This window comes from Variovorax paradoxus NBRC 15149, assembly GCF_001591365.1.
GTDB lineage: Bacteria > Pseudomonadota > Gammaproteobacteria > Burkholderiales > Burkholderiaceae_C > Variovorax > Variovorax paradoxus.
Window position 1 is genome coordinate 1,531,707 of sequence record NZ_BCUT01000001.1, and the last position, 12,220, is coordinate 1,543,926.

12 protein-coding genes are annotated in these 12,220 nt (G+C 67.7%); 2 read left to right on the forward strand and 10 right to left on the reverse strand.

The window, feature by feature from the left end; translation table 11 throughout:
- Positions 1 to 2 precede the first annotated feature (2 nt).
- From VPA02S_RS07295 to VPA02S_RS07335, 9 genes are all read right to left on the reverse strand, one after another.
- Positions 3 to 971 carry a carbohydrate kinase family protein gene (locus VPA02S_RS07295; RefSeq protein ID WP_012746264.1) on the reverse strand — a complete coding sequence of 323 codons (969 nt, stop codon included), beginning with the start codon at positions 969 to 971 and terminating at the stop codon, positions 3 to 5.
- Between the two features lie 20 nt (positions 972 to 991).
- On the reverse strand, positions 992 to 1,663 hold the full coding sequence (locus tag VPA02S_RS07300) for a transaldolase family protein (protein WP_012746263.1): 672 nt from the start codon (positions 1,661 to 1,663) through the stop codon (positions 992 to 994).
- Between the two features lie 348 nt (positions 1,664 to 2,011).
- Positions 2,012 to 2,800 (reverse strand): L-iditol 2-dehydrogenase, encoded by a 789-nt coding sequence (locus VPA02S_RS07305; RefSeq protein WP_012746262.1) that lies wholly within the window; start codon positions 2,798 to 2,800, stop codon positions 2,012 to 2,014.
- Positions 2,797 to 4,188, reverse strand: a complete 1,392-nt coding sequence (gene dalD, locus VPA02S_RS07310) for a D-arabinitol 4-dehydrogenase (RefSeq protein WP_041945447.1) — start codon at positions 4,186 to 4,188, stop codon at positions 2,797 to 2,799. The genes VPA02S_RS07305 and dalD overlap by 4 nt, the downstream gene beginning before the upstream one ends.
- An 82-nt stretch (positions 4,189 to 4,270) precedes the next feature.
- Positions 4,271 to 5,308 carry an ABC transporter ATP-binding protein gene (locus VPA02S_RS07315; RefSeq protein ID WP_012746260.1) on the reverse strand — a complete coding sequence of 346 codons (1,038 nt, stop codon included), beginning with the start codon at positions 5,306 to 5,308 and terminating at the stop codon, positions 4,271 to 4,273.
- Positions 5,309 to 5,325: 17 nt separating this feature from the next.
- Entirely contained in the window at positions 5,326 to 6,150 is an 825-nt protein-coding gene (locus tag VPA02S_RS07320; protein ID WP_012746259.1) for a carbohydrate ABC transporter permease, read from the reverse strand.
- A gap of 10 nt (positions 6,151 to 6,160) precedes the next feature.
- Complete coding sequence (locus VPA02S_RS07325; protein WP_012746258.1) at positions 6,161 to 7,018, reverse strand: carbohydrate ABC transporter permease; 858 nt, start codon at positions 7,016 to 7,018, stop codon at positions 6,161 to 6,163.
- Between the two features lie 154 nt (positions 7,019 to 7,172).
- Complete coding sequence (locus VPA02S_RS07330) at positions 7,173 to 8,483, reverse strand: ABC transporter substrate-binding protein (protein ID WP_012746257.1); 1,311 nt, start codon at positions 8,481 to 8,483, stop codon at positions 7,173 to 7,175.
- Positions 8,484 to 8,660: 177 nt separating this feature from the next.
- Positions 8,661 to 9,596, reverse strand: a complete 936-nt coding sequence (locus VPA02S_RS07335; protein ID WP_230537734.1) for a LysR family transcriptional regulator — start codon at positions 9,594 to 9,596, stop codon at positions 8,661 to 8,663.
- Between the two features lie 90 nt (positions 9,597 to 9,686).
- Here VPA02S_RS07335 and VPA02S_RS07340 point away from each other — a divergent pair, with 90 nt between their 5' ends.
- Together VPA02S_RS07340 and VPA02S_RS07345 are read left to right on the forward strand one after the other, a co-directional pair.
- A complete protein-coding gene (locus VPA02S_RS07340; protein WP_012746255.1) occupies positions 9,687 to 10,667 on the forward strand; it encodes a Bug family tripartite tricarboxylate transporter substrate binding protein in 981 nt (326 codons plus the stop codon).
- 37 nt (positions 10,668 to 10,704) lie between these two features.
- Positions 10,705 to 11,769 carry a 4-hydroxythreonine-4-phosphate dehydrogenase PdxA gene (locus tag VPA02S_RS07345; RefSeq protein WP_012746254.1) on the forward strand — a complete coding sequence of 355 codons (1,065 nt, stop codon included), beginning with the start codon at positions 10,705 to 10,707 and terminating at the stop codon, positions 11,767 to 11,769.
- Positions 11,770 to 11,777: 8 nt separating this feature from the next.
- On the opposite strand, the gene VPA02S_RS07350 is transcribed toward VPA02S_RS07345, so the two are convergent.
- Positions 11,778 to 12,107 carry a DUF805 domain-containing protein gene (locus VPA02S_RS07350; protein WP_012746253.1) on the reverse strand — a complete coding sequence of 110 codons (330 nt, stop codon included), beginning with the start codon at positions 12,105 to 12,107 and terminating at the stop codon, positions 11,778 to 11,780.
- Positions 12,108 to 12,220: the final 113 nt, after the last annotated feature.

Sequence of the window (12,220 nt, forward strand, 5' to 3'; positions counted from 1 at the left end):
GGTCAAGGCCGGGAAGCGACGGCCTCATTGTCTTCCTGCGCCAGCGCGGCGTGAACCGCGTCGAGCGTGGGCGGATCGGCGCCTTCGCGGGTGCAGTTGAGGGCGGCGGCGGTGGCGGCGAAGCGCATCACCTCGCGCCAGGCGTCGTCGCCGAGCGCGCCGAGCCGGGCCGGGTGCTCGACGCCGTGCGCAAGCAGCGCCACCGAAAGCCCGGCCGTGAAGGTGTCGCCGGCGCCGATGGTGTCGACCACCTTGACCTGCGGCGCCGCCACGGCAAGCGGCGCATGCCCGGTGCGCCAGAGCGTGGCGCCCGCGCCGCCGCGCGTGACGATCACGGCATGCGCGCCGGCCTGGAGGCACTCCGCGGCCAGCGCATCGACCGGCTGGCCGGGGGCGAGCAGTTCCGCGTCCTCGTCGCTGAGCTTGACCAGGTCGGCCATGGCCAGCCAGCCCGTCACGCGCTCGCGGTAGGCGGCCATGTCGGGAATCAGGCTGGGCCGCACGTTCGGGTCGAACACGATCACGCGGCGCCCGGCGTTGGCCGTGACCAGCTCGGCAATGCGCGTGGCGGCCGGCTCCTGCAGCAGCGAGATCGAGCCGAAATGAAGGAAGCGGCACTCCGCCGGCAGCTGCGGCGGCGGCTCGGGCGCCCAGGTGGCATCGGCGCTGCCGCGCGTGTAGAAGGCGTAGCGGTTGGTCTCGGGCGTGCGCTCGACGAAGGCCAGCGTCGACGGCGCATTGCTGCGCAGGATGAAGCCGGTATCGACGCCGTTGCGTTCGAGAAAACGCATCAGCCGTTCGCCGAACAGGTCGGTCGACAGCTGCGTGAGAAAGCCGGTGGGCTGGCCCAGGCGCGCGCAGGCCACGGCCGTGTTGAGCGGCGAACCGCCCTCGTGGCCGAGGAACGCGAGCGCGCCGGCCTCGCTGGCGGTGAAATCGATGAGGGCTTCGCCCGTGAGTGCAATGCGCATGGTTCTCGGATTCTCTTCTGTCAGGGCAAGGCGCGCGCATCGGCCAGGAAGCCGCGCTCCGCGGCCAGCGTGGCGGGGTGGTCGAGCAGCTCGGCAAAGAGGCGCGGCGGAATCGTGATGGCGCCCACGCCCAGCGCCAGCAACGCAAGATAGGCCTCGCGCGAGCGGATGCTGGCGACCAGCAGGCGCGTGCCCGACGAAGGCCGCAGCGCCACCAGCGCCTGCATCTGCGCGATCAGCGCCAGCCCGTTGACGCCGGCATCGTCGAGCCGGCCGAGGTACGGTGCCGCGTAGGCCGCGCCCAGCTGCGCGGCAAAGTGGGCCTGCTCGGGCGCATACACGGCGGTCCAGGTGACGGGCACGCCCTGCGCGATGAGCCGCGCGCCGGCGTCGAGGCCCTGGCGCGTGGCGGGAATCTTCACGACCAGCTGGCCCCGGTCGAAGTGCGAGAGCAAGGCGGCCGCGTCTTCGAGCATGCCGTCGACTTCGCTGGAATACACCTGGGCCTGCACCTGGCGTGCGCCCAGTTCGATGCAGCGTTTCAGCAGACCGGGCACTTCGCCGCGGCCGATGCCGGCGCGCTTGAGCAGCGTGGGGTTGGTCGTCACGCCATGCACCACCGGATGCGGCAGGCAAGTCTTCAGTTCAGACAGGTCGGCGCTGTCCAGGTACAGATGGAAGTCTTCGGTCATGACTGTGCGTTCTTGGTGCTGCTGTTCTTGGTGCTGCTGTTCTTGGCGCTGTTGTTCAGGGCGTGTGCACAGATCACCGGGTACTCCCCTCCGCGAATGTCCCCCGCCCTTCGGGCTCCTCCTTTATTTCGCTGCGGGGAGCACCCGATGCTCTGTGCACTTGGGCACGTTCGTGGTGTATCGCTGATCAACGACTGCTCCGCGTAACGCTCCCGTCGATGGGGTGCCTTGCGCAGCGAAATCAAGGGGGAGGCCGAAGGCCGGAGGACATTCGCGGAGCAAGGTACCCCGTCGGCGGGAGCGCGCCCTGAATGACCCTCGCCGCGATAAGAAAAACAAGGCTTCATCTCAGCTCATGACATTACCGCCATCGACATTGAGAGTCTGCGCCGTGATGTAGCGCGCCTCGTCGCTGGCAAGAAACACGGCCGCGCCCGCGATGTCGGCCGGCACGCCCATGCGGCCGAGCGGCACCTCCAGGCCCACGCGGCGCTTCTTCTCGCCGGGCGGCAGCCCCTCGGCCTTGGCGAACAGGCTGTCGACATGGTCCCACATCGGCGTGTCGACCACACCGGGTGCAATGCCGTTGACACGGATGCCGTGCGGCGCCATGGCCAGCGCGGCGCTCTGGGTGTAGCTGATGACCGCCGCCTTGGTCGCGCAATAGTGCGACACCAGCGCCTCGCCGCGCCGCCCCGCCTGCGAGGCCATGTTGATGACCGACGCCCCCTGCGTGCCGGCCTCCACCATGTGGCGCAGCACGGCCTGCATCACGAAGAACATGCCCTTCACGTTGACCGCGAACAGCCGGTCGAACGAAGCCTCGTCGCTGTCGAGCAGCGGCGCCAGGTCGAACACCGCGGCGTTGTTGAACAGCGTGTGGATCGGACCGAAGGCGACCTGCGCCTCGGCCAGCATGTGCGCGATGGCCCGCGTGTCGGTCACGTCGGCCGCGATGTAGGCGAGCTTGTCGGGGTGCTGCTGCTGCAGCGCGCGCACCGCTTCGGGCGCCGCCGCGGCGCGGTCGATCACGCTGCAGCGCGCGCCTTCGGCAATGCAGGCCTCGGCCACGGCCAGGCCGATGCCGCCACCGGCGCCGGTCAGCAGCACGTGGCGGTTCTTCAAACGTTCGCTCATGTCGTTGCTCCAGGGTTCTTCAGGAAATTTGCCACGCGCGCGCTCGCTGCGCGCACCGCGCCTACCAGCCGCGCATCGCCCGCGGCGGCGCCCCACAGTGCCGGGTCGGCGCACAGCGCGAGCACCGGATCGGCGGCATCGCAGATCGCGTGCGCCACGGCCTCGTCCATGCCCTGGTCCTGGTAGGCATAGGGCAGCGCCCCGCGATGCCAGCGCTGCAGGAAGGCCAGGAACAGCGCGGGCAGCATCGCGACGCTGTCGATCGGCTGCCCCGCGGCCAGCCGCTCGCGCACCGTGGGCGCGATGAAGCCCGGGATCTTGGAAAAACCATCGGCCGCCACGCGCTGGTTGGTGTCGCGGATCGCGGGGTTGCCGAAGCGGTCGAGCACCACGTCGCGGTAGGCCGCGAGGTCGATCGGGCTCGGGCTGAGGCATGGGATCACGTCGTCGGTGACGTAGTCGAAGGCCATCTTGCGGATGGCCGCGTCGTGCGTGCCTTCGTGGATGAAGTTCAGCCCCGCCAGCGTGCCGGCCCAGGCGATGCAGCTGTGCGTGGCGTTGAGGATGCGGATCTTGGCCTCTTCATAGGGCTGCACCGATTCGACCAGCTCCACGCCCACGCGGCCCCAGTCGGGCCGGCCGGACGCGAAGTTGTCTTCGATCACCCACTGGATGAAGCTCTCGCCGGTGATCGCGGCCGCATCGTCGCGGCCCGTTGCGGTCTGCACGCGTGCGCGCAGCTCGGGCGGCGGGCGCGGCGTGATGCGGTCGACCATCGCATTGGGGCAGGCGGTGTTCGCCTGCACCCATGCCAGCAGATCGGCGTCGCCCGCGCGCTCGATGAATTCGAGCAGCCCGGCGCGGAAGCGGTCGCCGTTGTGGCGCAGGTTGTCGCAGTTGAGCAGCGTGACCGCGCCGGCCTGCGCAGCCTTGCGCGCACGCAGGATCGCGCAGACGGCGCCGTAGATGGTCACGCCCTCGCCGGGAGCATCGCCGCGCCGCGCGCGCTCGATGTCGGCTGCCAGATCGGCGAACGACAGGTCCAGCCGGCCCTTGGTGTCGAGGTAGTAGCCGGCCTCGGTCACGGTGAACGAAACGATGCGCGTGGACGGCGCGGCGCCGCGTGCGATCACCGCGGCCAGCGAGGGCTCCCACGGCAGCACTTCGCGGATGGCCTCGATCTGCTCGTAGCGGTACTCGCCGGCCGGCGACACGGTTTCGAGCGTGTAGCGCCCGCCCTGCGCCTGCAGCGCCGCGACGACCTCGGCCATGTCGGGCCTGATGTTGGCGCCCGAGAGCGACCAGCGGGTGTCGCCCGCATCGATCAGCCGCTGCAGGTAGACGGCCTGGTGGGCCCGATGGAACGAGCCGAGTCCGAGGTGAAGCACCACGAACTCCGAAGGAGCCGGGGGTGAGGTTGGCGCACCGAGAGGCGCTGCTGCGAGGGTCACGGGAATGTTCCGGAAGAAATCAGGCGGAGACCGAGCGGCCTTCGCGGTTGAACAAATGAAGCACCGACGGATCGAGCTCGACCGCCACGTCGTCGCCTGCATGCAGCGGCGTGCGCTCGTTCTGGCGCGCGATCAGCGGCACGCCGCCCACGTCGACGTGGATCAGCGTGTCGGCGCCCAGCGCCTCGATCAGCTCCACGCGCCCCGGCACGCCCGCGGGCGCAGCCTGCTTCGGATGCACGCGCAGGCCTTCGGGCCGCACGCCCAGGAAGCCGTCGCTCGGCAGGCGACCGCCGGTGGCGGCGGAAAAACTCGGAATGGCGCTTGCCGCCACCATGTTCATCGACGGCATGCCGATGAACTGCGCGACGAACTGGTTGGCCGGGTGGTCGTACAGCTCGAGCGGCGTGCCGACCTGCTCGATGAGCCCGTCCCTGAGCACCACCACGCGGTCGGCCAGCGTCATGGCCTCGACCTGGTCGTGCGTCACGTAGATGGTGGTGGCGCCGAGCGAGCGGTGCAGCTTGTGGATCTCGACGCGCGTGTTGCCGCGCAGCGCCGCATCCAGGTTGGACAGCGGCTCGTCGAACAGGAACACCTTGGGCGCGCGAACGATCGCGCGGCCGATGGCCACGCGCTGGCGCTGGCCGCCCGACAGGTCCTTAGGCGTGCGGTCGAGGTACTGCGTGAGGTTGAGCGTCTTCGCCGCGTACTCCACCTTGGTCTTGATCTCGTCCTTGGGCACGCCCGCGAGCTTGAGCGCGAAGGACATGTTGTCGTACACGCTCATGTGCGGATAGAGCGCATAGCTCTGGAACACCATCGCCAGGTCGCGCTTGCCCGAAGGCGCCCAGGTGATGTCCTTGCCGTCGAGCAGCAACTTGCCGCTGGTGATCGGCTCGAGCCCCGCAATGAGGCGCAGCAGCGTCGACTTGCCGCAGCCCGAAGGACCGACGAAGACGATGAACTCGCCCTTCTGGATCTCGAGGTCGACGCCCTTGATGATGTCGACGTCGCCGAAGCTCTTCTTGATGTCTTTGAGTTGCAGGTAGGCCATGGGGTGTCTCCCTTTCTTTACTTGACGGCGCCGAAGGTCAGGCCCTGGACGAGCTGCTTCTGGCTGAACCAGCCGAACACGACGATGGGCGCGATGGCCATCAGCGAGGCGGCAGACAGCTTGGCCCAGAACAGGCCTTCGGGGCTGGAGTACGAGGCGATCAGCGTGGCCAGCGTGCCGGCCTTGGCCGAACTGAGGTTGAGCGCCCAGAAGGCCTCGTTCCAGCTCAGCACCAGGCACAGGAGGCCGGTCGATGCGAGCCCGCCCACCGACAGCGGCAGCACGACGTGGCGGAACTCGGTCCACAGGCTCGCGCCGTCCATGCGCGCGGCTTCGAGGATCTCGTTCGGAATGTCCTTGTAGGCGCTGTAGAGCATCCACACCATGATCGGCAGGTTCGACAGCGTGAACACGATCGTGAGCGCGGTGAGCGAGTCCAGCAGGCCCGCGGTCTGCGCGAGCACGTAGATCGGCACCAGCGCACCGACGGCCGGCATCATCTTGGTGGAGAGCATCCACATGAGGATGTCGCGCGTCTTCTTCGTGCGGAAGAAGGCCATCGAGTACGCCGCGGGCGCCGCGATCAACAGGCCGATGACGGTCGAGCCCAGGCTGGTGATGAGCGAGTTGCGCGCATACAGCAGGTAGTCGCTGCGGCGCTGCACTTCGCTGAAGTTGCCGAGCGTGGGCTCGAAGATGAAGAGCGGCGGCACGTGGATCGCCTGCAGCTCCGTCTTGAAGGCCGTGAGGAACAGCCAGCCGAGCGGAAAGAACAGCAGCAGCGCCACGGCCCAGGCACCCGCGGTGCGCAGCAGTTGCGGAAGGAAGTTGCTGGGTTGCATGGTCGTTCCTTCAGTCGAGGTTCTTGCCGATGATGCGGATCAGGAACACGGCCACGATGTTGGCCAGCACCACCGCGAACAGCGCACCGGCCGAGGCCACGCCCACGTCGAAGTTCATCAGCGACTGCTTGAAGATCAGGTAGGTCATGTTGGTGCTCTCGTTGCCCGGGCCGCCGTTGGTGGTGATGGCGATCTCGGCGAACACGCTGAGCAGGAAGATCATCTCGATCATGATCACCACCGCCATCGGCCGGCCGAGGTGCGGGATGGTCAGGTAGAAGAAGCGCTGGAATGCGCTCGCGCCGTCCATGCGCGCGGCTTCCATCTGCTCGCGGTCGAGCGATTGCAGCGAGGTGATGAAGATCAGGCAGGCGAACGGCAGCCACTGCCAGGCCACCATGACGATCACCGAGAACAGCGGCACGTCGGTGAGCCAGTCGACCGGCGTCGCGCCGAAGAAGCGCCACACGTCGGCCAGGATGCCGTAGATGGGGTTCATCATCATGTGCTTCCACAGCAGCGCATTGACCGCGGGCATGACGAAGAACGGCGAGATCAGCAGCACCCGCACGATGCCGCGGCCCGGAAACGGTTCGTTCACCAGGAGCGCGAGCAGCACGCCGAGCACCACGGTGATGACGATCACGCTGCCGATCAGCACCAGCGTGTTCCAGGTGGCGGGCCAGAAGTCCGGATCGGTGACGAAGTAGTGAAAGTTCTCGATGCCCGCGAAGGTGCGCTCGCCGGGCTGCATGAGGTTGTAGTTCACAAACGAGAAGTACAACGTCATCGCGAGCGGCACGATCATCCACAAAAGGAGCGTGAGCACGGCGGGCGCCATGAGGGCGCGGGGCAGGAGTCGTTTCATGAGGAAGTTCCTTCTCGTTGTCTCTGGCTCCTTCCCCCGCCGGGGGAAGGCTGGGATGGGGGCTCCTGGATCAGGCGCTGCGGTGATTGGTGCGCCGCGTCCCCCCACCCCTGCCCTCCCCCGGAAGGGGAGGGAGCAAGAAAGTAAGCCCCGCTTACTTGTAGTAGCCAGCCTTCTTCATCTCGCGCTCCGCCGCCGTCTGCGAGGTCTTGAGCGCCTGGTCCACCGTGACCTTGCCCGACAGCGCCGCGCTCATCTGCTGGCCCACCGCCACGCCGATGGCCTGGAACTCGGGAATGGCCGCGTACTGCACGCCCACGTAGGGCGACTTGGGCAGCGTGCTGTCGCTGAGGTTGGCCGTATCGATGGCCTTCTTCTCGGCTTCGGCGAATTTGGCGACCTTCTGGAACTCGGGGTTCGCATAGGTCGACTTGCGCGTGCCGGTCGGCACCGAAGCCCAGCCGGTTTCCTTGGCCACCAGGTTGACGTAGTCCTTGGACGTGGCCCACTTGATGAACTTCTGCGCGGCCTCGTCCTTGGACGAACTGGCCGGAATGGCGAGGTTCCACGACCACAGCCAGTTGGCGCCCTTGGGCGTGGCGGCGGTCGGTGCCTGCGCGAACGCCACCTTGTCGGCCACCTTCGACTGCTTCGGGTCGCTGATGAACGAGGCCGCGATGGTCGCGTCGACCCAGGCCGCGCACTTGCCTTCGTTGAAGAGCGCGAGGTTCTCGTTGAAGCTGTTGGCCGAGGCGCCCGGCGGGCCGTCCTTCTTCATCAGGTCGACGTAGAAGGTGATCGCATCCTTCCAGGGCTTGGTGTCGATCTGCGGCTTCCACTGCATGTCGAACCACTGGCCGCCATGCGTATTGACCAGCGTGGTCAGGAAGGCCATGTTGTCGCCCCAGCCCGGCTTGCCGCGCAGGCACATGCCGTACACGCCGGCCTTCGGGTCGTTGGCCTTGTCGGCGAACTCCTTCACCTGCGCCCAGGTCGGCTGGTCGGAGAACTTCACGCCCAGCTTGTCGGCCAGGTCCTTGCGGTACATGAGCATCGAGCTCTCGCCGTAGAACGGCGCGGCGTAGAGCTTGCCATCGGTCGACAGGCCGTTGCGGATGGCGGGCAGCAGGTCGTCCACGTCGTAGGCGGCGTCGGTGGCAATGGGCTTGAGCCAGCCCTTCTTCGACCAGATCGGGGTTTCGTACAGGCCGATGGTCATCACGTCGAACTGGCCGCCCTTGGTGGCGATGTCGGTGGTCACGCGCTGGCGCAGCGTGCCTTCTTCCAGCGTGACCCACTTGAGCTTGATGTCGGGGTTGGCCTTTTCGAAGAAGGGCGTGAGCTTCTGCATCTCGATCATGTGGCCGTTGTTGACGGTCGCGATCACGAGTTCGGTGGCGGCATGGGAGGCGAGCCCCGTGCCGGCGAGTGCGAGGACGAGGCCCGCTTTCAGAAAACGCTTCATGTTGTCTCCTAGAGGTGAGCGACGCCCGCTCTGTTTGGGTCGCCGTGGCGGGATTCTGGAGAAACGCGCTTGCGGGTTTGGTACTTCGGCTGCTTGCCTTGGTACTTTCATGCACCAGTTGGCTAGGAGATTCCCTAGTTGGTGCAATACAGCATGGAAAGACTCAATCCAAAGGCTTCAGCCGCCGCCCAGCAGCTGGCGCCGGAACTGCGCCGCGGCCGGCGAGAGCGCGCGGTCCTGCCGGGTGACGAGGCAGATCGGCGGCACGCGCACCGGCAACTCCACCGGCACCGTGCGCAGCACGCCCAGGCGGGCGTAGTGGCTGGCCTGCGAAGCCGGCATCACGGCGGCCATGTCGGAGTTTTCCAGCAAGGCGGTAATGGCGATCGGCGATGCCGTTTCGATGATGTCGAGCCGCGCCTGGATGCCCGCCTCGCGCATCGCCGCCTCGAAGCGCCCGCGCTGCGGCGAGCCCGGCGGCTGCAGCACCCAGGACCAGTTCGCCATCTCGGCCAGCGTGACGGTGGCGCGCTCGAACACCGGGTGCGCGGCGCGCACCACCACCACCTGCGATTCGCCCAGCAGCGGCACGCTCGCGTACTTGGCCTCGTCGTGGCTGTCGGTGAGCCGGCCCAGCACCAGGTCGACGTCGCCCTGCTCCAGCTGCGCCTGCATCACATCGCTGGTCTCCACCACCACCGACACGGCCACCTGCGGATGGCGGCGGTGGTATTCGACCAGCGCCGGCGCCAGCAGCTCGGGCACCGCGCCCGGCACGCTGCCCACGCGCAGCGAACCGCTCAGGCCCGAGCGCAGCGCGAGCATTTCCTCTCGGGCGCTGCCGAAGTCGCTGAGCACGCGGCGGGCGTAGCGGATCAGGATCTCGCCGTAGGGCGTGGGCTCCATGCCGCGCGCAAGGCGCTCGAAGAGCCTTTCGCCGAGCGAATCCTCCAGCTGCTGCAGCAGCTTGGTGGCGGCCGGCTGGCTGATGTTCATGGCCTCGGCCGCGCGGCCCAGGTGGCGGTGGGTGTCGAGCCGCGCCAGGAGCAGCAGCTGGCGCGGCCGCACATGGAGCATCAGCGATGTGTCGGCAGGGCCAGGACCGGAAGTCATGCACAAAAGTATATGGAGCTTCGGGCTTTTTCGATTGGATCGGCCGCACGAAGCTGCCTAAGCTCGCGCCAAACAAGCAGGAGACATCCGATGAAGCAATCCTTTCTTCTGGCCCGCGCCGCGGGCGCGGCTGCGCTGGCGCTGATGGCCGCCACCGCCGGCGCACAGCAGCCGGCCTATCCCGACAAGCCGCTGCGCATCCTGGTCGGCGCCTCGCCCGGCGGCGGCACCGACATCCTGGCGCGCGTGCTGGCCGACAAGTTCGCGCCGGTGCTCAAGCAGCCCGTGACGGTGGAGAACCGGCCCGGCGCCTCCAACACCATTGCCGGCGAGCTCACGGCGCGCGCTGCGGCCGACGGCAGCACGCTGCTGCTGGCCACCAACACCGCGCAGGCGGTGGCGCCGCACATTCTCAAGCTCAAGTACGACCCGCTGAAAGACCTGCAGCCGATCGGCCTGGTGGCCGTGATGCCCAACGTGCTGGTGGTCTCGGCCAGCTCGCCCTACAAGTCGGTGAAGGACCTGCTGGCGGCCATGGCGGCCAAGCCCGGCGGCTTCAAGTACGCATCGTCGGGCATCGGCAGCACGCAGCACGTGGGCGGCGAGGCCTTCAACCTGGCGACCGGCATGAAGTCGATCCACGTGCCCTACAAGGGCAGCTCGCAGGCCCACGTGGACATCATCGGCGGCGAGGTCGACATGATGTTCGACAGCACCTCCTCCGCCATGGGCCAGATCAAGGCCGGCAAGTTCCGCGCGCTGGCCGTGAGCGCGCCGCAGCGCTCGCCCGAGCTGCCCGACGTGCCCACGCTGGCCGAGCAGGGCATCAAGGGCGCCGATGTGTCCACCTGGTACGGCCTCTACGTGACCGCCGGCACGCCGCGGCCCGCGGTCGAGCGGCTGAACGCCGAGCTCGTGCGCACGCTGAAGCTTTCCGATGTGCAAACGCGCATCAAGGCCCTGGGCGGCGAGCCCGGTTCGCTGACCGGCGAAGCCTTCGCGGCGATGAACAGGCAGGAGTTCGACCACTACGGCCAGCTCGTGCGCGACGCCAACATCAAGGCCGAATAAGGCCGCTTTTCTTCTTCATCATTTCAACCCCGCCCACATGCCCACCCCACCGAAGACCCCGAACCTGATCCCCGCCAGGCCCCGCATCGCCGTGCTGCTCGGCGACCCCGGCGGCATCGGCCCCGAGATGGCCGTGAAGCTGCTCGCGCGCCAGCGCAACCTGGACGCCGCGCGCGTGCTGCTGATCGCCGACCCGGTGGTGCTGGCCGCGGGCGAGCGCGTGGCGGGCGTCAAGCTCGATCCGCTGCGGATCGACGGACTCGACGACCTGCGCTTCGAGCACGGCCGCCCCACCCTGCTGCAGCGCGACTGGATGCAAGGCCGGGAGCCGGTGCTCGGCGAGTCGAACGAGGCCTCGGGCCGCGCCTCCTTCGAGGCGCTGGAACTGGCCACCGCGGCCGTGCGGCGCGGCCAGGCCGAGGGCATTGTCTTCGCGCCGCTCAACAAGCATTCGCTGCGGCTCGGTGGCCTCGTGCACGAGGACGAGTTGCGCTACATGCAGGAGCGCTTCGCGGTGACGGGCTTCGTCTGCGAATTCAACCTCACGGGTTCGCTCTGGACCTCGCGCGTGACCTCGCACATTCCGCTGAAGGATGTGGCGAGCCACATCACGGTGGAGGGCGTGGGCGATGCGGTGAAGATCATTGCATCGGCGCTGCGCCGTGCGGGCGTGGCACAGCCGCGCATCGCAGTGACGGGGCTCAACCCGCATGCGGGCGACGGCGGCTCGATCGGCATGGAAGAGATCGAGATCATCGCACCGGCCATCGAGCGGCTGCGCGCCGAGGGCTACGACGCGCGCGGTCCGTTCTCGCCCGACACGGTGTTCATCGGCGCGCGCCGCGGCGACGTGGATGCGGTGGTGTCGATGTACCACGACCAGGGCCAGATCGCGATGAAGCTCATGGGCTTCGAGCAGGGCGTGACGCTGCATGGCGGCCTGCCCGTGCCGGTAGCCACCTCGGCCAGCGGCAGCGCCTTCGACATCGCGGGCAAGGGCGTCGCGCAGATCGAAGGCCTGCAGCAGGCCTTCGACCTGTGCGTGCGCATGGCCAGCGGTGGGCCGGTGCGCACGCTTTCCAGCGCGGAAACTGCAGCCTGACGCGAGGCTCAGGCGGCGGGTGCGCCGTGCGGGTTGGTTTCGGGCTGCGAGGGCTGCACGTAGAAATAGATCAGCACCAGGTTGACGATCGGAATGATCATCAACAGCTGGAGCCAGCCGCTCTTGCCGATGTCGTGCAGGCGGCGCGCGCCCACGGCCAGCGCGGGCAACAGGAAGCCCAGCGCCGCGATGAAGTACACATACTGATGGATCAGGCTTGCCACGATGAGAACGATGACCTCGGCCAGCACGAACCACCAGTACTCCGAACGCGATGCGCGTCCGTTGAAATCGGCGTATTTGCTGAAACAGGTCTTGACCGCTGTTTGAAAGTCCATTGATCGACTCCTCTTGATTGAATCCCAGGGAAATTCCCCGGGCCGATCATATCGATGCATCTTTCAACGGCAAATTCGGCCATCAGTTCGCAAACAAATGGCCTATGGATCGG

Excerpts from the sequence above, each read along its gene's own strand:
- VPA02S_RS07295 (WP_012746264.1), bottom strand. The coding sequence starts at position 971 with ATGCGCATTGCACTCACGGGCGAAGCCCTCATCGATTTCACCGCCAGC.
- VPA02S_RS07300 (WP_012746263.1), bottom strand. The coding sequence starts at position 1,663 with ATGACCGAAGACTTCCATCTGTACCTGGACAGCGCCGACCTGTCTGAA.
- VPA02S_RS07305 (WP_012746262.1), bottom strand. The coding sequence starts at position 2,800 with ATGAGCGAACGTTTGAAGAACCGCCACGTGCTGCTGACCGGCGCCGGT.
- VPA02S_RS07315 (WP_012746260.1), bottom strand. The coding sequence starts at position 5,308 with ATGGCCTACCTGCAACTCAAAGACATCAAGAAGAGCTTCGGCGACGTC.
- VPA02S_RS07320 (WP_012746259.1), bottom strand. The coding sequence starts at position 6,150 with ATGCAACCCAGCAACTTCCTTCCGCAACTGCTGCGCACCGCGGGTGCC.
- VPA02S_RS07325 (WP_012746258.1), bottom strand. The coding sequence starts at position 7,018 with ATGAAACGACTCCTGCCCCGCGCCCTCATGGCGCCCGCCGTGCTCACG.
- VPA02S_RS07330 (WP_012746257.1), bottom strand. The coding sequence starts at position 8,483 with ATGAAGCGTTTTCTGAAAGCGGGCCTCGTCCTCGCACTCGCCGGCACG.
- VPA02S_RS07335 (WP_230537734.1), bottom strand. The coding sequence starts at position 9,596 with ATGACTTCCGGTCCTGGCCCTGCCGACACATCGCTGATGCTCCATGTG.
- VPA02S_RS07340 (WP_012746255.1), top strand. The coding sequence starts at position 9,687 with ATGAAGCAATCCTTTCTTCTGGCCCGCGCCGCGGGCGCGGCTGCGCTG.
- VPA02S_RS07345 (WP_012746254.1), top strand. The coding sequence starts at position 10,705 with ATGCCCACCCCACCGAAGACCCCGAACCTGATCCCCGCCAGGCCCCGC.
- VPA02S_RS07350 (WP_012746253.1), bottom strand. The coding sequence starts at position 12,107 with ATGGACTTTCAAACAGCGGTCAAGACCTGTTTCAGCAAATACGCCGAT.